Source organism: Candidatus Zixiibacteriota bacterium (genome assembly GCA_036480375.1).
GTDB lineage: Bacteria > Zixibacteria > MSB-5A5 > GN15 > JAAZOE01 > JAZGGI01.
In genome coordinates, this window is sequence record JAZGGI010000033.1 from 90,754 (window position 1) to 115,379 (window position 24,626).

The 24,626-nt window shown below is 46.2% G+C and carries 18 protein-coding genes and 1 tRNA gene; 6 read left to right on the top strand and 13 right to left on the bottom strand.

Annotated elements, in window-relative coordinates:
- Positions 1-7: 7 nt before the first annotated feature.
- The gene (locus V3V99_10555) at positions 8-448 is read right to left on the bottom strand and encodes a hypothetical protein (protein MEE9443092.1); all 441 of its coding nucleotides are present in this window, start codon (positions 446-448) and stop codon (positions 8-10) included.
- Positions 449-509: 61 nt separating this feature from the next.
- Here V3V99_10555 and V3V99_10560 point away from each other — a divergent pair, with 61 nt between their 5' ends.
- Together V3V99_10560 and V3V99_10565 are read left to right on the top strand one after the other, a co-directional pair.
- Positions 510-1,838: an FG-GAP-like repeat-containing protein gene (locus V3V99_10560; GenBank protein ID MEE9443093.1), complete on the top strand. Its 1,329-nt coding sequence runs from the start codon at positions 510-512 to the stop codon at positions 1,836-1,838.
- Between the two features lie 203 nt (positions 1,839-2,041).
- A complete protein-coding gene (locus V3V99_10565; GenBank protein ID MEE9443094.1) occupies positions 2,042-5,095 on the top strand; it encodes a PKD domain-containing protein in 3,054 nt (1,017 codons plus the stop codon).
- Between the two features lie 139 nt (positions 5,096-5,234).
- On the opposite strand, the gene V3V99_10570 is transcribed toward V3V99_10565, so the two are convergent.
- The 12 genes from V3V99_10570 to V3V99_10625 form a co-directional block, all read right to left on the bottom strand.
- On the bottom strand, positions 5,235-5,507 hold the full coding sequence (locus V3V99_10570) for a hypothetical protein (GenBank protein ID MEE9443095.1): 273 nt from the start codon (positions 5,505-5,507) through the stop codon (positions 5,235-5,237).
- Positions 5,508-5,707: 200 nt separating this feature from the next.
- Positions 5,708-5,797, bottom strand: a tRNA-Ser gene (locus V3V99_10575).
- Between the two features lie 92 nt (positions 5,798-5,889).
- Positions 5,890-6,381 carry a hypothetical protein gene (locus V3V99_10580; protein ID MEE9443096.1) on the bottom strand — a complete coding sequence of 164 codons (492 nt, stop codon included), beginning with the start codon at positions 6,379-6,381 and terminating at the stop codon, positions 5,890-5,892.
- Entirely contained in the window at positions 6,378-6,860 is a 483-nt protein-coding gene (gene tadA, locus V3V99_10585; GenBank protein MEE9443097.1) for a tRNA adenosine(34) deaminase TadA, read from the bottom strand. Before tadA ends, V3V99_10580 begins: the two co-directional genes overlap by 4 nt.
- A 73-nt stretch (positions 6,861-6,933) precedes the next feature.
- A complete protein-coding gene (locus V3V99_10590; protein MEE9443098.1) occupies positions 6,934-7,089 on the bottom strand; it encodes a hypothetical protein in 156 nt (51 codons plus the stop codon).
- A gap of 84 nt (positions 7,090-7,173) precedes the next feature.
- A complete protein-coding gene (locus tag V3V99_10595; GenBank protein MEE9443099.1) occupies positions 7,174-8,160 on the bottom strand; it encodes an MBL fold metallo-hydrolase in 987 nt (328 codons plus the stop codon).
- Entirely contained in the window at positions 8,138-10,792 is a 2,655-nt protein-coding gene (locus tag V3V99_10600; protein MEE9443100.1) for a protein kinase, read from the bottom strand. The genes V3V99_10595 and V3V99_10600 overlap by 23 nt, the downstream gene beginning before the upstream one ends.
- Positions 10,782-10,979, bottom strand: coding sequence for a hypothetical protein (locus V3V99_10605; protein ID MEE9443101.1), 198 nt, complete (start codon positions 10,977-10,979; stop codon positions 10,782-10,784). The genes V3V99_10600 and V3V99_10605 overlap by 11 nt, the downstream gene beginning before the upstream one ends.
- Before the next feature lie 9 nt (positions 10,980-10,988).
- Positions 10,989-13,418 carry a protein kinase gene (locus V3V99_10610; GenBank protein MEE9443102.1) on the bottom strand — a complete coding sequence of 810 codons (2,430 nt, stop codon included), beginning with the start codon at positions 13,416-13,418 and terminating at the stop codon, positions 10,989-10,991.
- Positions 13,419-13,802: 384 nt separating this feature from the next.
- On the bottom strand, positions 13,803-17,399 hold the full coding sequence (locus tag V3V99_10615) for a tetratricopeptide repeat protein (protein ID MEE9443103.1): 3,597 nt from the start codon (positions 17,397-17,399) through the stop codon (positions 13,803-13,805).
- Between the two features lie 290 nt (positions 17,400-17,689).
- Positions 17,690-18,943, bottom strand: coding sequence for a dockerin type I domain-containing protein (locus V3V99_10620; protein ID MEE9443104.1), 1,254 nt, complete (start codon positions 18,941-18,943; stop codon positions 17,690-17,692).
- 312 nt (positions 18,944-19,255) lie between these two features.
- Positions 19,256-21,976 (bottom strand): dockerin type I repeat-containing protein, encoded by a 2,721-nt coding sequence (locus V3V99_10625; protein ID MEE9443105.1) that lies wholly within the window; start codon positions 21,974-21,976, stop codon positions 19,256-19,258.
- A 343-nt stretch (positions 21,977-22,319) separates the two neighbouring features.
- On the opposite strand from V3V99_10625, the gene panD reads away from it, so the two are divergent.
- The 4 genes from panD to V3V99_10645 all read left to right on the top strand — a co-directional run bounded on the left by panD (position 22,320) and on the right by V3V99_10645 (position 24,605).
- Positions 22,320-22,673, top strand: a complete 354-nt coding sequence (gene panD / locus V3V99_10630; protein MEE9443106.1) for an aspartate 1-decarboxylase — start codon at positions 22,320-22,322, stop codon at positions 22,671-22,673.
- Positions 22,674-22,681: 8 nt separating this feature from the next.
- The gene (locus tag V3V99_10635) at positions 22,682-23,434 is read left to right on the top strand and encodes an NTP transferase domain-containing protein (protein ID MEE9443107.1); all 753 of its coding nucleotides are present in this window, start codon (positions 22,682-22,684) and stop codon (positions 23,432-23,434) included.
- A gap of 116 nt (positions 23,435-23,550) precedes the next feature.
- On the top strand, positions 23,551-24,027 hold the full coding sequence (locus tag V3V99_10640) for a hypothetical protein (protein ID MEE9443108.1): 477 nt from the start codon (positions 23,551-23,553) through the stop codon (positions 24,025-24,027).
- 56 nt (positions 24,028-24,083) lie between these two features.
- Complete coding sequence (locus tag V3V99_10645; protein MEE9443109.1) at positions 24,084-24,605, top strand: LytR C-terminal domain-containing protein; 522 nt, start codon at positions 24,084-24,086, stop codon at positions 24,603-24,605.
- Positions 24,606-24,626: the final 21 nt, after the last annotated feature.

Below are 24,626 nucleotides of genomic sequence, written 5' to 3' on the forward strand. Positions count from 1 at the left end.
CGGTAATCTACATTTTCATTTTAAGAATTCTTATCCGTTTTTGAACATCATATTTTTCCCGTAATTCCGCATCGACATTTATCCAGATTGAATCAAATAATTCATATTGCTCGATAGCTTTATCATACCAGTTCGATTTTTCGTAGGCAAGGCCCAGATAATAATGCGACAAGACATCCCAAATTTGCCAGGTTCCTCGTGGCGAGATGTAAATGGTTTGCAAATGCTGAAACTCGGCGACGGCCTGGCCTATATTTTCATTCTCGAAATAGGCCAGTGCTTTCATAAATTGCCAATCGAAATTATGTGTTTGAATTGACAGCTTATCAAAGTATTCAAGGGCCGGACCGGGATTATTCGCCCCTAATTCGGCACAACCTTTGGAGTACCAATAATACTGTAAATCAGATCCTAAATTTCCTAAATATGTCTTAAGCAATTCATTCACGCGCTCGGCCTCCTCCATTTCCCCTGTTTTCCCCAGCAAGTACTGTTACGCAACCAAAGGTATGCATTCCATCACACAAAATTTATATTATTTAAATAACGGTGACGCCAGTTTTTCAAAAATCACCGATGATATCGTTTCCACCGATTTAGGAGCCTCATACACATCGATCTTGATCGATTATGACAATGACGGCAATTTGGATATTTTTGTGGCCGATCAAGGCACCATGCCACCCTCCGGACCATGCTATGACCAGCTATATCATGGCGAGGGAGACGGGAGTTTTACGAAAGTTGTTTCCGGAGAGATAGTTGATGACTCGGTGCATTCCCATGGAATTGCCTGCGCTGATTTCGATAATGATGGGGATCAGGATTTGATGGTTCTCAAGTATAATGCCGAAAATGTAATGTTTGAAAATAACGGCGGTGAATTTACGGCAATTACCGGAGCCAATTTCCTCAGCGATGTCTTTGCGTCCGGTATTAGCTGGGGCGACTGCGATAATGACGGCGATTTGGATTTATTCGTAGCCTGTTATCAGGGATATAATAACGCGCTTTATCTAAACAATGGCGACGGCACATTTTTAGAAATTACCGGCGAAAATATTGTTAATGACGGCGCCTGGTCTTCGGGCAGTTGCTGGGGGGATTTTGATAATGACGGCGATCTTGACTTATACGTCACGAATTATCGGACCGGCTATGCTTCGCCAAATTATCTATATTTAAATGATGGACAAGCCAATTTTACATTAATCGAAGAACCAAACTATGTAAACATTCCGGGGCAGTCAGGAATGGTGGCCTCAGCCGATTACGACCATGACGGCTATCTTGATCTTTATCATATCAATTGGTCTGAGGGAGAACCGAATGTATTGTATCGCAATAACGGCTGGAATAATAATTGGTTAAACGTTAAATGCATAGGTACTTCTTCAAATGGGTCAGCTATCGGAGCAAAGATAATAGCCTACGCGCAAATAAACGGATCCAGCGTTCAGCAATTAAGAGAAATAACCTCGCTTACCGGCAATGGATCGCAGAACAACCTTAACGCTCATTTTGGATTGGGCGACGCTACTATTGTTGATACCGTCAAGGTTATATGGCCGAGCGGAGTCGTCAATGTTTTAAACGACGTTGCCATAAATCAGTTTATAGAGATACTTGAAGTATGCGGTGACGCCAATGACGATCTGGGAGTAAACGTGGGTGACGCGGTCTATATCATTAACCACGTTTTCAAAGGCGGCCCAGCCCCTGAGCCGCTAATAGCTGGAGATGCCAATTGCGACGGCGAGTGCAATGTTGGCGATGCAGTATATTTAATAAATCATGTCTTCAAAGGCGACCCGGGACCGTGTTCCGAATGCAATTAAAGGAATACAGATAATGGGGGGTAATATACTTGACTAATGGCGAACAGTACAGTATATTACAGTACAGTATATTGCAGGACAGTATATTATACCACCGCCTGTAATTAGCAGTCATATGCAATTAAGGCAACGGTTTATAAATACTCGAATGTATTGCTGTATTGCCAACAAAATATCCTGGGGAGATTCTGGCGGAGTATATCATGATTAACGAATTGCCCGGGGCTAGGAAGCGACTTTTTCAATTAAGAACTAATTTTCCATTAGTATTGGTTATACTGATTTTTCAAATCACATGTTTTCCGAAAAATGCAATTGCACAGGAAGATAGCGCAGAACAGCATGGTGGTTGCGCGACGCAATATTTGTGGGAGCAGGTTAAAGATCAGGTAAAAATATATGACAAAAACGCTGATTGTCCGACATACGGCCCTTGCGACGACCCCGCAGTTCGGGATACTCATATTCCGGATGAAAATACGCCAATTAAATATATTTCTCTGTATTTTCAGAATGTTTGCAACGATGATGGCTCAAATCCTGCTGGTGACTATAGCGATGTGTTAACAATGGTAACTGATCTAAATGCCGACTTTGAACCTTGGCGCATCCAGTTTGTCTACGACTGGCGGTACGTTTACTCTACGGAGTATCGCGAAGTTGAAGTGTTTAGTACGGATTACGATCTAAAATTCAATTTCGCCGTTGATCCTTTGAATAATCTCAATACATTCGTGACTACAAGTTGGGGCTTCTGGAATGACGACTATTACGTTTGGTCGTATACGGCGAGAGATCCGTGGAATGGGGGGGAAACTTACGCTGGTGGCATCGTTATGAACCCTTCCAAAACTAGCGATGCCGGGTTGTTTTCCCATGAAGTGGGTCATTGTCTCGGCTTGTACCACCCATTCGCGTACGATGGAACAGCCTCGGGGGGCGGAGAGCCCTGCGGTCCCTGCTACGATTCCCCTGGTGGCATTGATCAGGACATCAAAGGCGATAAGTGTTCCGATACCCCGCCTACGACCTGCAGCTACTACTGCGGCGATCCGGGAGGGATCGACAACTGTTCGGGTCAACCTTGGGGAGCAACCGGCTGGTCAAACTATATGGGGTATGCCGAACCTTGGAGCTGCAAAGACCATTTCACACCCCAGCAGGCTGGTCGTGTGCATTGCTGGGCGGAGGACGCACTGGCTGGTTGGATCTCGTATGCCAAGATAGAAGCTTATTCGAATTTCGGCCCTGCTCCTCTTGACGTTCAGTTCGAGGGGTTCACATCAATGACCCCGTACAGCTGGGATTGGGATTTTGGAGATGAAGTATCCGGCAGCGGTCAAACTCCGATTCATACCTATACTGAGCCTGGTGTTTATAATACATCGGTTTTGCTTGACGCTGTAGAAGGCACCTTTGATGCCACAATTGCCCGTGATATTTGGGTTTATGCCGATACGGTGAAGGTCCGAAACGCCATGGCCTCAGCATGGCAGCCGGTTAGAGTTGATATTTGCGCCCGCATCTCAGTACCGGTAGATTATATAGTACTCCCCCTGAACTGGTCGGGTCCGGGTTATTTGATGCTGGATTCTATCAGCACAACCGGCCTTCGAACAGAATCATGTTTTCCCCCGACCTGGCTGGAACTTGACCAGATGAATGGCGGCGCTCTTAAGCTTCAGACAGTAGTAGATGGATTAGCTATGGTACCGGATACCGGGGCCATTGTAAGTTTATGGTTCACGCCGGTTGTACCGGGATCATATGCCGAGAATGAGATTCGCATAGAGCCATATTCTTCTTCATATGTTTTTGAGTTTTCCACTATCAGGGGATTATATACTCCGGAAGCAGTAAATGGACAGGTCATTGTATGTGAACCCGGTGTAAATTGTGGGGATTGTTTTGATACTGATCAGGACGGCTATGGCAATCCCGGTTATGGCAATGTTTGTCCGGATGACAATTGTCCATATGCATATAATCCCGACCAATTGGACAGCGACGGTGATGGGATAGGTGATGCATGTTATTATTGTATTGACACCGATGGTGACGGATATGGTGATCCCGGATATGGCAATGTTTGTCCGGATGATAATTGTCCCGATCTTTATAACCCCGACCAAACTGACAGTGATGGAGATGGCATTGGCGACGCCTGCTTCTATGTTGCAACAGTTACGGATACAGTAGAAACCGGCTGTGTCAAATTGGCCGTTGCTAATAATGGCGCATTTGGAGAATTTGACGGCGCAACTATGGATTATTATGATCAAGGGGATTGTTATCCCGAATACCTTGATCTCGGTTCGACAATAATTACTTATAAAAAACCAGGTGATGCCTATTTGGCGAATCATTCAATATCAGGTTTAAGGCCGATAGCTGGGATGAGGGATATGATAAGTACCCAGACATTGCCAGATTATGGGATTTTTGAAACCGGTACTATGATTACCGAAGATTCTACTTTTGGTTTGGAGATTACCTGGTGGTCGCCTTCAGGGGAAGATAATTGTCACTTCATTATACAAAGAAAGAAAATATTTAAGTATTCGGACAATCCTTACGACAGTTTATTTGTAGGCGATGTCGCAAATTGGGAGTTACCGGATTCTGTAGGCCAAAACCTGGGGGGAAGTGATAGTGTTTATAATCTGCTTTATATAAGCGGTCATGGCGTCGGTTGTCAGGATAATGAGCGCCGCTATGGTGGGTTAACATTTCTATGTTCATATCTTAACGATACTTCCACGCTAATAACAGTTCCGTACGGGGCTCAGATAGAACCTATTTCGGGAATTGTTGAATCTGGTTTCGATCCATTTTATATATTTAATCTTATAAGTCAACCAAATTATTCCGTATGGCCGACCAGAGATAATCTTTTAAGCACTATGACTTATGCCGACAATCTAAGTATGACTAATATTGATACCTTTTATACATACTCTGCCTTGATTTCTTTGCGTGATGGAACTGTTAATGATCTCCGCGAAAATGTTATTCGGGCCAGGAACTGGGCAAGTAATTATCTGGGTTTACCCTATTTTTATGTAAAAGGCGATGCCAATGGTGACGGCGATGTCAATATCGGTGATGCCGTTTTCATCATAAACACTGTTTTCAAAGGCGGCCCATCTCCAAGTCCACTTGATGCCGGCGATGCCAATTGCGATTACGCTGTTAATATCGGCGATGCCGTATATTTAATAAATCATGTTTTTAAAGGCGGTCCTAGGCCGTGTTAAGAATGCCAATAATAGTTTTCTAAAAAAAGAACCAATGCCTTGAGAATTTTGATTCATTATTTGAATATCGCACCAAAATTCTGTCCGCTGCGTCACCCTGTCCCTGGGAACAGTCCGTCGCGACGCTGATAGATTGCTGTTACCATACACACGATTCCATTGTGAAAATATGAGTTCTAAGTTTCATATGACTAATATATTCCTGAAGAAAATCATCAATATTTTTATCTTTTGTAGCCAGACCAGGTTTTTTCAATCTTTCAGAGTTTCTCAGAGAATCGATTTTTCCGGCCAGTTCCTTTGCCTGTTTTTGTGTTCCAGCTTTAATCCATTTATGCTTTCCGCGATAGGAAACGACAACATAATAAGTTCTTTTACCTGTTTTTGACTTCTTAAATTGAATACTCGGCATATTAATTCCGGAAAATAAAGTTAGAGCTATGTTAGAAAATCTAAAAACCGGAGAGACATTTATCGATAACTAATTGCAATTCAAGGAAATTAATTGTTAGAAATAATTATGGCGGAGAGGCAGGGGAACATATAGAACTTCGATTACTGAGAAATAAAAGCCAGGACATTTATGCGACAGCTGAAAACATGATATATTCATGGCGGAGAGGCAGGGATTCGAACCCTGGGAACCCGTAAAGGCTCAACGGTTTTCGAGACCGCCCCGTTCAACCGCTCCGGCACCTCTCCGTATATCAATAAAATCGGGCAAAAATGCCCGCGACGAATCCCATATTAATCAAATATCTCTCAATGGTAAAGAGAAAACTTGAAGTAAAATTTCAATCGACAGCTTCTATCTTTTTGCACAAATAATCGACTAAGTTTTTTCTCGGCCTAAATAATTGATAACTGACAAATGTCAAAGCGACAAACAACATCATAATTTCAATGGCGGCTCCCAAAAGATAGAGCGCCAGTCCGTAGAGAGCATGCATCAAATTCAGGCTATATACCACTACCGAAATCGTGACCATCTGCCTGGTAAAAAACTCATAAGCGTCAATATCAGGCGGGCACGGCCGGGAACTGAAACTCTTGCGGATAAAATAAGCCGCCACGAAATCGGCAATGCTGATAAATAGCAGGGCATAAAACAGAATATGAATTTGAGAACTGGGAAAATACGGAGCATTTTCCGCCGATTGAAAACCATGTCCCTTGATAAAAGCAGCAACAAAAAATATCGCGGCCGGCCCAAGGACATTCATGAACAGACCCAGATATGTTGATTTTATAATCGCCTTTTGTTTTTCAATATCTGAAATAATCAACCGCCACCCCCTTTATTGTTTCGGATTTCCCGGAAAAACGAACGCATCATCTCGGAAATCTCATCAGCCATAACTCCGCCTTCAAGCTCAATCCGATGATTGAGGCGAGGTTCGGCCGGGATATTGAAAATCGACCCGCAGGCGCCAAACCTGGGATCGGAAGGCCCGAAAACGATTCTTTTAATTCTAGCCAATACGGCCGCTCCGGCGCACATCGAACACGGCTCGAGCGTGCTATACATGACGGCGTTTTCCAGCCGCCAGTCTCCGATAGCTTCGCAGGCCGAAGTAATCGCCAATATTTCGGCGTGAGCGGTTGGGTCTTTAAGGCGTTCCGTTTGATTGTAACCCCGTCCCAACAGTTGATTATCAAGTACAATTGCCGCCCCGACCGGAACTTCACCTATCCGATATGCCTTTTGCGCTTCCTGTAATGCTATCCGCATCCAGAAATTACTATCAAAGTTTTCATCAATCATTTTTGAAATTTAGTACCGGGGATTTTTTATGGCAAGGATTAATATATAGTCACACTTGCCTAATTGTTTCATCTTAAAAAATTGACAATGAGTTTAAACAATCAACGCCGCCATCGTTAAAATGCCCGATGACGCCGGCGCCGATTTTCTCGACTATCCGGTAATGCCCCACCATCATTCCTTTCGTCAGGATGATGTGCGATTGTGTCTTGTCGTCATTATTTCCCATCTGTCTTCTCATACTTTTCGATCAATGCCTGAAAGCTCGGCAGGTCGTTAACAAAAACTATTCCCGCCAATTATTTTCCGCGTTTCAAAAAACATCAAGGTCATTACCGGAGACAACCTTTCCGTCGTATCCCTGCCTGATTTCCGACAGCAGTTCTTCGTCTGTGGCGCCCCAGTAAAGCTGATGATAGAGTATTAGCAATTCCGGTTTTGCCCTTGAGGCCAGCTCAGCAAGTTCATGAGTCGAAGTATGTGAACTGGAATGATACTCCTTCCAGACCGGCAATCGAGTCTCGAATTTAACAGCCGAGTAGACTTCGTGAATCAGAACGTCGCAACCATCGCACTTCTCCACGATACTTTCCGATGGCACCGCGTCGCCGGAGATTACAATCTTGCGATCCGGAGTGGTGAAGACGAAGCCATATGCTTCCGGCCATGAGCCATGTTTCACAACGAAAGCCTCGACCGTGACATTGGTATCCTGATATATGATTCCGGGTTTGATATCGTGCGTATTAACCCGGTAGCCTGAATCGTTGGCAGGTTCCAGACCATCGAGACGGATCCTAATATCCTGCTCGTAGGCCGCTAGAATATGCTCGGTCATCTCGGCGATTCCGTTCGGGCCATATACCTCGAGCGGAGCATCTCGACCCAATACCCAGGGAGTTAAGATAAGATCAGAGTAACCCGCGGTGTGATCGGAATGAAGGTGCGTGACAAACAGTGTTTTCAGATTTTCGACTTTCAGGCCGTCAACACCCGATTTGTGAGCTGCGGCTGCGCGCCGCACGATTCCGGGGCCGCAATCGATCAGGTACGGAGTATCGTTGACAACAATGGCGATTGCCGGGCCGGAGCGTTCCGGATTAGCGTTTGGGGTTCCGGTTCCTAAGAGGACTATCCTGGTCACCTCCTGACCTCCGGTGTTTGAATTTGTATCGTCAATGGCATCAATCATTCCTGCTTGAAAAAAGAAGATAGCAATGACAAATAGTAATTTCAGGCATTGTGTGATACGCGGTCGAACCATCGGTATTAAGCGCCTATCGCGGACTATTGTCATCATACTTCTCCAGTAGCGCTTGGAAGCGTGGGTGGTCGCGGAGGGGGTCAAATATGGGATCGAGTCTCAATGTTTGCACACTGTATACAAACGGCATTGAGAGAATAGAATCGAGCGTCTCGATAGCCAGTTCATGCTTCCCCGTGAGGATGTACACTTCAGCCATGTCAGACAACACCACAGGGTATAGCAGAGCATCTTCCATATCCGAAATGAGGCTGAAAACTGTTTCGCATTCCCGGATAGCATCTTTTTCTCGTCCCATACCGGCATATGCAATAGCCAATTGAGAGTGATGAGGGGAATAGCTGGGAGCTTCAGCGACGGCGTTCTCGAACCTGACTCTTGCCGAATCGAAGTATGAAACACTGGCTGACTTGTCGTTCATGAGCAAGTAGGTCCATCCCTTGAAGAGATAGTAGTCAAAATCATCGTCGGCAAGAGCAGCATCCGCTGTGGGTCGATGTTTCAAGGCTGATTGAAAATCACGGTCATAAATATCCAGGAGTTCAAACTCCTCGGCCAACTGGCCCGGGCCAATCAATCGCTGTCCATCTTCAAGAACCTTACGCGCACGGCGCGTGTCACCATAGGCCACTATACACCGCCAGGACTCTCTCTCGTAGAGATCCTTTGCATCTGGTGCGATTGTGCAACCCAACTCGAAGTATTGCCTCGCCAGGTCATATCGCCTCATGACCAGCGAGCTGAGCTGCATCTCAGTCATCTTCTTAACTGAACGTGGATCCAGTTCTGCGGCACGCTGCAGGGTCTTTAGAGATTCTTCCCATCTCCCGAGCCGACGTTGGATATAGGCGGTTGCCTCCATCGCGTCGCTATTGTTTGGTTGTTCCACCAGCACATGAGAGAAATGCTCCAGGGCTAGCTGGTAATCCCTGCAGCCATAATAGTAGTAATATCCCATTGCCATGTGACCTTCCGGACCCTGATTACTCAGCCGGAAGGCAGTTTTCGCAGCTTTCTCAGCCAGTTCCAGTTTCTCAGATCCTTTTTCCGGCCAATTGAAATATGAGTACGAATGTGCTCGGGCCAGCCATGCATAGGCGAGGGCAAACGAGGAATCCAGCTCAATCGCCCGTTCCCACATTCTGATAGCGAGTTCATCACGATTACGCTGCCCGCCTCGCTCAAAGTACTCCCTTCCGCGCAGGAAATAATCGTATGCCTCAACATTCGTAGTTGGCTCGGTTTCCATTCGCAGTCTCTCCGATTTTCCCAGCGCGACATTGAGAGCTGCGGCAACATGATTGGCGATCTCCGACTGAACGGCGAATATCTGTGTTAGACTCCGTTCATAGTTGTCAGCCCACAGGTGACGGTCATCGGAAACTCTTATGAACTGCGGTGTGATGCGCACCCGGTCAGTATCACCCGTTTTGTCCCAGCGGATGGTGCCTTCGAGGATATAGTCTACGCCCAGTTGGCGAGCTATCTCCGGGAGAGTTTTCTCGGAATCTTTGAAGGTATGGGCACTGGTACGAGATATCACGCCTATGCCTTGAACCAAGGCTAATCGAGATGTGATTTCATCCGTTATCCCGTCTGCGAAATACTCGTCTTCCGGCGAACCCAGATTCTCAAAAGGCAACACCGCAAGCATGATCTTGTCCGGTTGATCGGATGCTGTCTCGGTGTCCCAGGGTTTCGTTAAAGTTAAGACAATTGCTGCTGCAATAACTACAAAAGCGGCTACAACCCACCGTGTTCGCATTGTATGGCGAGACGGCGACGCATTTGAGACAATCGATAGCCCGGAATCAAGCGACCGCTTGATCCGCATCAAATCGGACAGCATTCCATCGGCATGCTGATAACGCGTCTTGACGTCCTTTTCTAATGCTTTGTCGATGATAGCTTGCAGCCCATCCGGAAGTCCTGACTTAAATCGAGCCAGAGGCTCCGGCGCGTCATCACTCACTGCCTTCAGCGTTGCTGCCTCAGTGTCACGCTTGAAGGGATTCATCTTAGCAATTAGCTCATACAAAACTACACCAAGGGAAAACAGGTCGCTGCGGTGATCAATTTCCTGTCCCCTTACCTGTTCGGGCGACATATAGCCGATTGTGCCAAGTGTCGAACCGGTCTTCGTGAGATGCTCCCCGCCCTGAATAGCCGCCAAGCCAAAGTCCAATATCTTCGGACGGCCATAAGCGTCAATGACTATATTGGAGGGCTTGATATCTCGGTGGACAACTTTCTTGTCATGAGCTGCGCTCAGGCCATCACAGACCTGTATAGCCAACTCAATGATTCTGTCAACGCCAAGCTCTTTCCCCTTTGTTAAATCGCGCAGCGATTGACCTTCCACGTGCTGCATGGCGAAGAACGGCCGACCTTGGTACTCACTCACTTCGTGGATGGTGACAATATTAGGGTGATCCAGCTTGGCGGCGGCCTGCGCCTCGCGCTTGAATCGAGCGCGGCAATCTTCATCCTGACACAGATGCGGGGGCAGAAACTTGAGAGCAACTTCGCGATTAAGTTTGGTGTCTTCAGCCAGATAGACCTCACCCATTCCACCGGCACCAATTTTTTCAACTATGCGGTAATGCGACACCATCGTTCCTTTGCTTAGGATGATGTGCGATTGTGTCTTATCGTCGTCAGATTCCATGTTCATTCTCATACTTTTTTATTAGAGCTTTAAACCGCGGGTAGTCGCGGAGGGGATCGAAAAACGGCTCAAGCTGCAGCGTGTGGGCTGTATATGGAGACTCGATTGAAATCAAGTATTCAAGTTCATCTATTGCTTTGTCATACTCTGCAGCTATTATGTAAATCTCGGTCATGACCATGACCACAATCGGTCCTCACCAGTGGCAGCCGTCAACCGACATCAGCTCCTTTGCTTTTTTTCCCTCCTCAATCGCTTGCTCATATTCACCAAGACACGCCAGAGCATACGCCATTGCGATGTGCAATCCGTATTCATTGGACGCATATTTGAGTTGCTCTTGAAGCAATGACTTTGCCGAATCACAATGCGCCATCATTATCCCGGTTTGTCCCACCGATGAATATCCTTCGGCTATGGTGAGGTAAAACAATCCCGACAACTCGGTACTCCGGAACATTCTAACATAATCGGCAACCAGAGAATCAACCGGCGTATCTACGAGATTAAACCCCCAGAATCTTTGGCTGATTATCTCGACCGGTTCGATATACTTGCAGGCCTCATGGAAAACGTCGCGCATCCCGTCAATGTCTCCCCGCCCATTCAGCAAGCAGTGCATTTTTTCAACGTAGTAGATTGCCCGATCCGGTTTCAGTGCAATTGCCCGGTCGATAACGCTGATGGCTTCCCGGTACTCTTTCGTATATGTCAGAATCTTGGCTAAATCAAAATAGTAAAATGATGTGAGTGGATCGAGTTCGATTGCCTTGCGCATATTTGTCTGAGCTTCATAAAATTTTCCCTGTCGAAATTGCACGAGTGCAATTGCGTATAGCAACCCGGAGTTACTGTGCATCTCCGACCGGGCCTTGGCAAACTCTTCGAGAGCACGATCGTAATCTCCCGCCACCAGATTATAATAGGTTCCCATCGCTAAGTGACCCAGGGAGAGTTCCGGTTCCAGCCTCAGCGCCATTTCCGCAGCCTGAATTGCCGGCGCTCTGTGGCTGATAGGATCCGTAACGAGACTGCCCCTTTTAAAGGTTGCCCAGGAGTGTGCTATCGACTTATGGGCATAAGCAAGTGCAAAACCCGGATCGAGTGCGATAGCACTGTCAAAAAGTGCAATCAAGCGGCGAATCTCCGGGCGATCGATCTCCGGGTCTTTAATTTCGCTGACTGCTTTCAGGTAATAGGTATATGCTTCGGGATTGTCGGTCGGCTGTCTGGCAAGTACGGTGCGGACCCTTTCTACCAGCGTCAGATCGAGTTGATTGACGATCTGCACGGCAATATCGGCCTGAACCGCAAACACCTCCATAAGATCGCGTTCATAGTTATCCGCCCACATATGACGGTCATCGGAAACACGGATTAGCTGGGGAGTAATCCTGACTTTTGTTTGTTCTCCCTCTTTACTCCAACGGATAGTACCTTCGAGGATATAGTCAACGCCTAATTCCTTGCCGATTTCACTGAGTTGCATGTCGGCATTCTTATATTTGATGGCGCTGGTGCGGGAAATCACTCCCAGACCTTGAATACCGGCCAGTCGTGATGTGATTTCTTCGGTCATGCCGTCGGCAAAATACTCATCTTCCGGTGGACCGAGATTGTCAAAAGGCAGTACGGCTATCAGAGGGACATCATCATTGACAGGTGTCTGACGCCAAGGTTGCGATAAGAGCAGAGCAGTCACTGCTATCACGACAATAGCACCTGCTGCCCACAAACCAAGTCTACTTTTCTTAGCGGGGCTGGATTCTACCTTGAGGCGCTTTAGGTCCGCCAGCATCCCGTCGGCGTGCTGATAGCGAAGGGAGGGATTTTTAGACAGAGCCTTGTCGACTATCTGTTGAAGCTCACCCGTTGTTCCGGATTTGTAGCGGGCGACCGGATCAGGGTTCGTGTCGGTGATTGAGCGGGCAACAGCGGCATCATTATCACCCTCGAATGGACGGCGACCGGTCAGCATTTCATACAGAATCACACCAACCGAGAAGAGATCAGAACGGTGATCAATATTCTTCCCCTTAATCTGCTCTGGTGACATGTATCCTACTGTGCCGAGGGTTGAACCGGTCTTGGTCAGTTGCTCTTCACCCGATACCGTTGCGAGGCCGAAGTCCAAAATGCGAGCACGACCTTCACTGTCGATATTGATGTTTCCGGGTTTTATATCACGATGGACTACGCCTGACTCATGCGCTTTATGCAGCCCTTCGCATATCTGCATGGTCATTTCGATTGCATCGGAGATTGAGAGTTTACCTTCTTTGATTACCTTCCTAAGAGACTTGCCCGCGATATGTGCCATGGCAAAGAATGGTCGTCTTTGAAACTCACCAACTTCATAAACCGGGACTATATTGGGATGATCCAGCTTGGCGGCGGCTTTGGCTTCACGGGTGAATCGGGCACGACTGGCTTCGTCTTGTGAGAGATTGGGGGAAAGAAACTTGAGAGCAACTTTACGATCTAACTGAGAGTCTTCAGCCAGATACACTTCACCCATGCCACCGGCGCCGATCTTCTCGATGATTTTGTAGTGACCGACAATAGTCCCTTTGGTAAGAACGATGTGTGTGTGGGTTTTATCGTTGTCATCAAAATTTGCCAACATGCGGACGCCCCTTTAATCTTAACATTGAAGATTGTCCCAAGTGCGATGATAATATAGACTTAATAATTCTTGATGGCAATCAGAATCTTACTGAGTAATACCACACATGAAAATAAGTACTAATTAGAGAAAATCTCATGGTAATCCAAAGAGATACATTGAGTTATGAATTGGCGTGCCGTAGTTGAAGATCTTCGAAATTATTTGAGACAGGTCGTATGATCAGATATTCGTAATAATTGTGTTGTGGCACAAGAGCTTACACCGTTTCGTGACTAGCTTGTGATCGTATTTTTGCCTATACTTAAACACCTGCCCCAATGCACTTTTTCATACTTTTCAATTAGCACCTGAAACCGCGGGTGGTCATGGAGAGGAAATAGATTAATATCCCAAATCATTCAATCTTTTTAGTTCTGCTTTGGCCATCCTATATTCTAAGATATTATCCTTTTCGTGATCTAAACATTTTTCAAGATATTCTAATGCCATACTTGTGTCAGGTTGACTTGATTTTGTGTTATTGCCAATATTCAACAGGTATGACATGCCCAGATAATAATACATTTCCCCCTTCCTCTTGCTTTCGGTTGAGTTTGGGTATTCCCTTTCGGAGGCAACCGCCAGTGCATTCTCATCTATATTACAATTAAGGAAATGTGTAATGATTGCCGGCCATGTCCGATCTTCAAGCGTCAATGAATACTGAGCAAGATACTCCTTTGCTTCTTCCGACCTACCAGCCTGATAAAGCGCCAGGAAGTAAAACAGGTGACTGTAAACATCAGTGGAATCGAGCCTGATACTCTCCATATACTCTGAAGCGGCGTCTTCATATTTACCCATTGATAAGTAGTGCATGCCGAATAACAGCCCATTATAGGCATTTAAAGGCTGGAGAGCCTTTATCTTATCAATTACATTAACTAATTCATCGTATTTTCCCTGATTTGCCCGTATTGCTGCAATATTTGAATATGCGGCGGCAGTAGAAAATCGCCTGGTATCGGGATCCAGCCGGATCACCTCTTTATACTCACGAATTGCTCCGACTTCATCATTTAATGAACTGAGGACTTCGGCAAAATATGTTCTAAGATATACATTGTTGGGATTGATATTAATGGCACTCTCAAACCAGGGAATTGCATCTTCAGTTTTATCCAAATTATAATATGCTCGCCAAAGATAGTAATAAGGGCCGATAAAGTACGGATCTACTTTGATAGCATCTACCAATTCTGACACCGATTTGTCGTATTCGCCTCTCTTAAAATAAATCCTTCCTATCGCTGAGCGGACTGCTACCTCTCTATTGTTTTCTGTGCCATATTCCGCAGCCTTCTGATAATACTCTATCGCATCATCAAAAGAATTATTAGTTTCGCTGACCCAGCCCAACCAGTAATAAGCATCACCGTATTCAGGATCAAGTTGGATAAGTTTTTTAAACTGCTCTATCGCATTGACAGTATCGCCTATATCATAGAATAGTCTGCCATACTGTAGTCGGAGTTGTCTGCTTTCGGGATTCTGGGAAATCACCTCATTAAACCAGGCGATTGCTTCTTCACTTTTACCGGTCTGAATATATGCCCGCCTAAGGTTTATATAAGACATACGATTGTCATAATCTAAAGCAATTGCCGTTTGGTATTCTGTTATAGCGCCGGCCGTGTCGCCCAAACTTTTGTGGAGTTCTCCATACTCCCTATGAAGCTGTGCGTTCTCCGGATTCAGAGTTTCCGCCTGCTGAAATAATGCCAGTGCTTTATCTCCTTTTCCTAATTCCACGTAGGCTTCTCCCAGTAATCTAATATTGGGTACATACCATGGATAAAGCTCCAGAGCATTACAGTGGGATGCGACAGCCATCTCGTATTCGCCTTGCTTCGAATAAACCCTTCCAAGTGTAAAGTGTGGCGCAAACTCGCCCCACCAATTTGTGCCAACCCGAATGGCACTTTCATAGTTAAGGATGGCCATTTCAAGTGAATCCGAAAATTCGTATATCCATCCCAATCCGTAGAAGGAATCACCGTTCTCGGGATCTGTATCAATCGCTTTTTTATGTTCGGTAATGGCTTCGCTTACGCGACCCAAGCGCCATAGTGCCCACCCCAGATGGGTGCGGAGTCGCTCGTTGTCGGGATATTCTGTAATAGAATTTTTAAGAAAAGTTGCCGCCAGCTCTTTTTGCCCAGCATAGCTATGTGCGCCTGCAACTTGAAATTGTAACATTTCATTTCCGGGATTATGAGTCAGGGATTTTTGTAGAATCGTAAGGGCCGAATCATACATACCCTGCATGCTGTAATATCGTCCTAATTTATAGGCCACACGAACCGAAACTGTATCCAATAAATAGGCCTTCCAATAGGACTCAATCGCCTGCACTCGTTTCCCGGCTTGATTAAGCAAATCTCCTCTAAGGATAAAGCATTCAATCGACGGCTGTGATATTTTATCGAGAATTTCATGTGACTTTTCCAAATCCTGTTTTCCATGGTACCTGGCCGCAACCATTAACGCCATATCCCCCACTTCACTTGCTTTGGACTTTCGCAATGCCAATTGATTTGGTTCTTCAAGATTAGCTTCCAAAGCTGTTAAAGACGCGTCGCCGATAGGATTTTGTTCATGCTTTACAGCTGTGATGTTGGGCTGAATTTCAACTTCCCCGCGCAAAACAATTACTTCACCCCAGAGGACAATTGATGCCTCGTGTTTTTCTCCCAAGGCCATTGCTTCCTCATGGGTACCCGGGATTTCGCTTATATCTTTCCCCAGAATTATGACATCATCCTCTCCTCCTAATTGATTGAGTATCTCTCGTTCAATGAGAGCCTGCATTACCGTGCCTTCTGCAATAGCTTCATCGCTGCGGCCAAAAAACGGAGCAATGACAACAACGAATGGCTCCTGTTCAACCTGTATTTCGCAAATTCCGCGTTCCGTCGATGAAATCAGCCACCGCCACAAATTCTTCATTTTATCAGGCATAATTATACTGGTTAGTAGTAAGCCAACAACTACTGCCAGCAGAAAACTTGCTCCAGTATAATAGACCCGACGTTTTCGTTTTCCTGATTGTGACTCAGGAAAACTGCTAAATTCTAATTCTTGAGATAGACTATTCAGGTCGATTGCAAGGTCTACAACAGCCTGATAACGATTGTTCACATCTTTTTTCAAGGCATTATCAATCAGATGTTGCATAACCTCCGGTATGTTTTTCCTATAACCTTCAAGCGGTTTCGGCTTTTCATTTAGAATTGAATAAATTATGGCAGCGTCACGTTCTCCTTCGAATGGCAAACGACCGGTTACCATCTCATATAAAACTACACCGAGAGAAAATATATCTGCGCGGTGATCAACATCTTCGCCGCGCACCTGCTCTGGCGACATATAGCCTACAGTGCCCGTCGTAGAACCCGTCCTGGTGATTTTCTCTGCTCCTTCAATTGTAGCCAGACCAAAATCAAGCAATTTAGCACAACCATCATTATCGATGATAATATTAGATGGCTTTATATCACGATGAGTAATTCCGGCCTCGTGCGCCTTAATCAGACCTATGCAAATTTGGGCACCTATCTCCAAAACTCTTTTAAGAGGCAGTTCTCCGGATTTAATTATGTCCTTTAGGGATTGACCTTCGACGTATTCCATGACGATAAACGGACGTCCCTTGTGCTCATCAACTTCGTGAACAACTACAATATGCGGGTTGCTCAGCCTGGCTGCGGCGCGAGCTTCGCGCTTAAAGCGGGTACGGCAATCATCGTCCTGATCCAGATGCGGGGGAAGGAATTTCAGTGCCACCTTACGATCGAGTTCGGTGTCTTCCGCCAAGTACACCTCACCCATCCCACCGGCGCCGATCTTCTCGATGATCTTGTAGTGCGATACTTCAGTGCCCGCGTTCAGGACGATATAAGAACGCGTTTTATCATTGTCGTCTCGAGTCGAAGACATTCGCGTTACCCCTAAAATTTAATCAATGAAGAATGCCCCAAGTGCGATGATAATATAGACTTAATAATTCTTAATGGCAATCAGAATCTTACCCCAAGGATTGACCATGAATTACAAAGGGAAGGGTATAATCTCAAAGAATATATAGGGGCTTTATATTTGTGAGAAGAATAATAAAAGACCCCCTTTTGGTTAAAAACCAGTTTCCTAATAGGCCCACAAAAACAAGACCAAATTCAAGGGGGCGATGGAATATAAGATAAAGTGGACCTTCTGTCATGAAAGTCCATTTATTCACACCCCGCACATGGCGCCGGGCCGCCTTTGAATACATGGTTGATGATATAAACGGCATCGCCGACATCGGTATTGCCGTCACAATTGGCATCACCAGCGACAACAGGGTCAGGAGCCGGGCCGCCCTTGAAAACATGATTGATAATGAAAACCGCATCGCCAATATCAGGATTCCTGTCGCCATTGGCGTCGCCGCAAACGTAATCGCAGGCGTCGCCAATGTCATTATCATTGGAATCTTCTTGATTGGGATTATATACATCGACGCAATTATCACAGCCATCGGGCACCCCGTCGTCATCTTGATCCATACTGTCATCAAAACCGGGGCAGATATCGCATACGTTGCCCCTGCCATCTTGGTCTAAATCTGATTGGTCGGGATTGTAGTCATCCGGACAGTTGTCCCATAACGAGAGTATCTCATCACCATCGGGGTCACCAAGCGGGATAAAGACTACGGTGTTATCACCTTGGCAAGCCACCGCTAGTACATCATCCTGTGAGTTATAGCAGCAGCCGGCCGGTATAGAATGCGGCCAGGAAAGCAGCTGCGCCCCGCCGTCGTACTGGCCGTTCCACATATAGATCTTGCCGGAGCCTTCGTGTGAGGAAAGGAAGACCATACCATCATCCCTCATACAGATGCCATCCAATTTACCGGGTGCATCAGCCATGGCCGATGAAAGGGAAAGATCGGAGAGATTAATGGCCAAGAGCGAATTCAAGGTAGTCCATCTCGCGACCAGCAGCCGGTTGTTAGCGCCGTCATACACTATGTCCTGTGGAAGTGACGCTAAACCCACCAACGTGCTGTACGTCTGAGCGGCAATATCTACTTTGAGAATCCTGCCATTTACGTCCACAACGTAAAGGAATTCCTCACCGTCCCATGTAATCCCATCCAGGCATATTGCAGTATTTACAGCAAGGTTCATGACTATCGCACCACTGGTCAGATCGAGGCCGACAAGGTAGTCATTACCGAACCAGTCTTCAACCGATACGTACAGCGTATTTCCGGCTATCTGGGCGCCCAGGCAATGAGCCCAGCTAGTATTGAAGTAGCTATGATCCCCATTCTGGTCGATTTGCACAATGGTGCCGTTATAATAGTTCGATACAAAGTACCTATTGTTGATCTCGTCGAAAACCACACTCTCAGGGCCTCTGTACAACTCTTGCGAGTTAACAACAGAGGTTCCCAGTATAAATAGCCCGCAGATCAGACCACAAATCGCCTTCATTTTCTTTCTCCGTTTGCATTAAATGATTGGTATTTATTGTAATATAATGATACATTTACGTTTTGTCAATTGGATAATACCGGGCCATTCCCCGCAAGCGGTGTCAAGCCTCGCTCCAGGCAAGTAATAGCAACTATTTGAAATTATAATAATCTATAATTCTTCAATGACTTACGACTTTATCCCAAAAATTGATGTGGCAATAATTTTGATGTTTTTGGGGGCATAATGTTGAACTACCTTATATCAAATCAATAAATCTACTCCAAAAGGCCGATTATCGGACTTTATTGTATGAAAAATCGGTCTTTTCTAATCGCAATCAGCACATGGTGCCGGACCGCCTTTAAAGGCGTGACTTATTAGGTATACGGCATCCCCAATGTTGCAGTCCCCATCGCAATTGGCATCACCCGCTTCAATTGGGTCAGGGGCCGGACCGCCTTTGAAAACGCAGTTGATTATATATACCGCGTCGCCGACGTTTACATCTCCGTCACCATTGGCATCGCCGCAATTAACAATTCCCCAGGAGGTGCGTCGAGCAAAGATGTCCGGGTTGTTGTAGCCTTCGCGATAGTCTTCCCAGACAATGACCAACTGGCTGCATCCCGTGGCTGCAACCGGGTAGCTCTGTCGCTCACCACTAAGATCGCTGTTGATCAACATTGGTTCATCCAGAAGATCGCCGGAGGAACCGAATCTCTGCGCATAGATTTCTTCGTCGGCATCTCCAACACTATACCAAATCCCAAGGAACTCGTGGTTGGGACCTGCCGCAACTCGGGCACTCGGATAATGGAAGAAATCCTCATGATCATAATACTGGACCTGGGGACTCAGAGGTACACCGGTGCTATTAAAAATGCGCGTCCAGAGGCCGAGGTAGTCCTGATTGCTACCACCGGTCCAGGCGATAGCATACTCTCCGAACTCATTTACGGCAATATCAGGGGGGATCTCCTCGTTGCCACTATTCACTACGCCATTCAAGGTTTCGCTGACCAGCACGTTACCTCCCAGCGGAGACCATGGGGAATCGAAGAACTGGGCAACGATGAAATAATCATCCCAGAATGTCCAGGCCTGATCCCGCATCTCTATCCAGGCAATCGCGAATCCTCCATCGGGGCGCATTGCTATTCGTGGAGCATAGTCAAACAGAAGCCCGTCGAGCCCCATGCCGATTTCCTGACCTGCAGCTTCATTGATATTGAATATTCCTGAGACGTTCTCTATGTCTGCACTATACGCCGCTATATAGGTACCTGTGACGTAGCTGTCGGTTTCCTGCTGACGCCAGGTGAGCACCATTGATCGATCTAACGCCACCGCGACGTCGGGCCAATAGTACCTGAAGGATGTAATGTGGGTTAGCACCGTTACATTTGGTCCAGTTGGATTGAAATCTACACCATCCAATACCTGAAACACGACAGATCGACCGCCAGCCGTGGTGTTCCTGACCCAGATTGCGACTGCTCGATCTAAGCCATTGGAAGACACTTCTAACTGACTGCAACCGCCAACTCCAGGCGCATCATCATTAATCTTGAAGTTTACTCCCATCGGATTGCCATCAGCATCGTATCGCTGACCCCAGACGTCCCCAGAATAAGATTCTCGACTGTCGATCCACAATACAATGAAGCCACCGGAAGAATCAAAGGCTGTAACAGGGAAATTCTGCGCGGCACCGACGTCATCGTGCACACGGCGCAGGTCGAAAAGGCCGGTACCGTCGCGCTCGAAACCCTGGGTAACTACATCCCCGGCAGCACTGGAGCCTGAGGAGGAACGCCAGGTCAGTGCCAGGGAGTTATCAGATATCGGTGCAATCATCAGATTGTTGTGGTAGTTGCCCGAATCGTCGGGAACTATGGTGGTTGGGGGATTCGGAGCCAGTCCGTCAAGATCGAATTCATGCAGGTAGAACTTATCCGGCCAGATGCGTCCGACAATACTGAAACCAGAGCCTGATGCTGCGATATCAGAATGAGAACCAGACCCAGTCGTAGCGGTATTCTCCAGCACCCCATGTCGTTCCACAAGTAGTGCTCCGGATATGTCGATCATGCGGATAAATGTTGTGTCACAGCGATAGGAGTAAGCGTGATACCCGATCTCATCCCAGTACGTACCTGACCATAGAAGACAGGCAATGCCGCCAGGATGTATCTCTAACATTGGATCCTCTGTGTCGTAGCGGTATTCTCCGGGTACTTCATAAGACGTGTCGATAACTGTTTCCGGCAGGATTAAGGGATCCGGATACGCCCCGGAGTTGAATGCGATGTGTATCTTGCCCATGTCGTTACCGGCCCATACGCAGAAAACATGATCCCCATTGCCAATCGCCACTTTAGGAGGGGTGTCATAGTCCGGTTCCCATGCCTCGCCAATAACGAAATTCTGACCGACCGGTCCGTATGAGAAGTCGATGTGCTGACCGATTACCTGATAGTTATCCTCGGTTGATTGTTTTGCTCGGAATATTACAGTAATGTGCCCCAGGTCGTTCATGGCGATGCCGAAATTATGGCAGAATTGAATGTTTAACCCAATACCCGACACCTGCAAAGCCGGGCTTAATAGGTTGCCGCTTGCATCGTAGCGAGCCAGGTGAATCTCGGAGAAACTCTGCCTGTAGACGATCACAAATTCACCGGATTGATTCATTGCGACTACCGGCACCGGATCGCCGGTACCGCTGTTTACGGCAGCCACCTCCTTGTTTTCCCCGAGGGGTTGACCGGCAGCGTCAAAACGCTGGAAGTAGACCCATGCCAAACCTTTACGAAAATCACGCCAACACACTACGTAATTCCCCTGGCCGTCATAGGCAACTGACGACTTATCCTGCTTGAAAGCGCCAGGATAATCTTCCTCGTTAACCATGAAATCGGTGGATTCTGTGGTCGATGCGAAAGCCATTACCACCAGGCCCGTTAGAGCCATACAGAGAGCATGCTTCAGGGACATTTCTCTCCTCCTCGATTTGATGCCGGAAATATCGTAATCAAACAAGATCATTACGACCATCCCGCGACGATACTGGAGACTGATAACATTGGTGACTGCCGACCCTTCCTCAATATGCTGCAAAATACGCTTTCTGTCAAGGAGTAATCGATGCAGAGTTTGAGGGTAAGTATGAGGCATACAATGGCTTTCTCATTTATCCATCTTCCAGATGGAATTTGTATTTAGTTTGTAAAACTCTCAAGCGAATTAAAAAATTTGCCCCTTCTCGAGAATTCTGAAAATGGTTATTTTGTCAAGGTTTCTAACGGCAAAAACCCATGAAACCATTTGCCATCTGGCGGGTTAATGTTATATTGGTTGCTTGCGACAAGGCTGTGAAAAGGGTAATGTTATGATGATAACAGTTTGCCGGGCCAAAATACACAGGGCGACGGTCACCGACGCCAATCCGGATTATCAGGGCTCGATTACGATAGATAAAGATTTAATTGACGCCGCCGGATTATTTGTTTATGAAAAGGTGCAGGTCGTAAATATCAATAACGGCGAACGGTTTGAGACCTTTGTCATCGAGGGCAAGCCGGGCAGCGGAGAGATTTGCTTAAATGGCGCCGCCGCGAGATTGGGATTGCCGGGAGACAAAGTAATAATTATTTCTTACGCTCAATTGCACACTGACGAAATAGCCGATTTTAAGCCAAATATCGTACAGGTTGACGAAAACAATAAAATAATAGAAGCATAAATAATCATATGAAAAACGCCGCCATAATATTGGCTGCCGGAAAAGGCAAACGAATGAAATCGGACCTGCCCAAGGTCTTACACGAAATCATGGGCCGGCCAATGGTTGAGCATCTCATCGACACCCTGTTATCTCTAAGTATGGATAAAATCGTTGTCGTCGTAGGGTACAAAGCTGATTTGGTTAAAGAAAAACTGTCAGATTATTCTAATAAAGTGGAATTTACTCTTCAATCGGAACAACTGGGCACCGGACACGCCGTTTTGGTCACGGAAGAGCATTTCCGGGATTTTGAGGGAAATATATTGGTGGTTGCCGGAGATGTTCCGTTTTTGTCGGCTAAAACACTGCTCCATTTAATCGCCATTCATACCGATGAAAAGGTGGCCGCGACGGTGCTTTCCTCATCCCCGCCGGATCCCTCTGGTTATGGCCGCATTGTACGAACCAAAGACACCAACATTGTCGAATATATTGTCGAACATAAGGACGCGAATGACGACGAATTGACAATCGGCGAGATTAACACCGGAACATTTTGTTTCGACAGTAAATATTTATTCGATAGTCTGAAAGAAATCAGAGCCGACAATAGCCAAAACGAGTACTACCTGACCAATATTATGGAGATTTTACGGCGCAGGGGACTCAAGGCGGCGATATATATGACCGATGACCCGTATGAGGCATTGGGAGTCAATTCGGTCGAGCAAATGGCCGATTTGGAGACCCGCTTTGGCGAAAAAGGTCGAAATTTATAATCTGATTTTATACTTTTGACGTATAATAAATAGTGGATGATTGATAATTAGTGTTTTATATTTGTTGACAAAGTGATTTGACACTCATTAATTTGGGTTAAAGTTGGGAGAAAGATATGAAATCCTCATTAATTGTGTTTGGCGTCTTATTTTTCATGATGGGATCTATGAGTTTCGGTCAAATGGCCGATAACGCTGAGGTCAGGGAACTGACTGAAAAATACGATATGGGTCTGGGCAAGCAGCCTTCATTTTCGTTATTTAATCTCTCCCGCCTGAATTTGTCGCATTCTTATTCGTTAAGTTTCTTTTCCGGGGCCGGTATATCCGGATCTCAGGGATTATATCATGGTACGCTTACTTACCGGCTCTCTAAACCCCTAACTCTGACTCTCGGTTTGGGAATTCTTCATGATCCCGGTTCACTTATCGGCGGTGATAGAAGTACACACAATAGCGCTTTATTTTTGCCTTCCGGTTATCTGGATTGGAAGCCTTCGGATAATTTCAGGATGTCAATAGGATTTGAAACCGTCCCGGCCTACGGCTTTGGACAGTATAATTTGGGGAGGAATAGTTTTTGGCGGCATTAGCACGTGGAAATTTATTTAACGAGCACGTAATTTATCCTACCTCTCAATAGAATCTCATGGCAAGAAAATCAAAAAAATCAAAGGGTGGTTCGGCTTATCGCATAAAGCGGGCCAAAAATAAAAAACCGATTCGGTTTTTGGAACTAAGCATTGTTTTCCTTTTGGTCGTCGTTGGCACCTACGCAGCTTCATTTATGGTCCAGATTTCCGATGGCTATTCCAGGGAAAATCCGCCGACGGAATACTATATTAACCTGCAGGTTCTCAACGGCTGCGGTGAAAAAGGAATCGCCAACAAATTGGCTAATAGGATTGAGGTTTCGGTCGAGAAACCTCTGGCGGTGCGGGTTATCGACACTGATAATTTTGATAATTTTGGCGTCGAAAAGACATTTGTAATATCTCGAAAGAGTGATCTCGAGGCGGCCAATCTGCTGGCGGAGCAGCTGAATATTGGCCCGGCGGTTACTTATCGGGAAATTGAAGATAATTATCTTGACATCGGGGCAACTCTGATTCTCGGAGCTGACTATCGGGACGTATTCGGGCTGGATGAAAAGAGCCGGAAAGCTCGATAATTTTTTTTGGAGGAGTTTTTT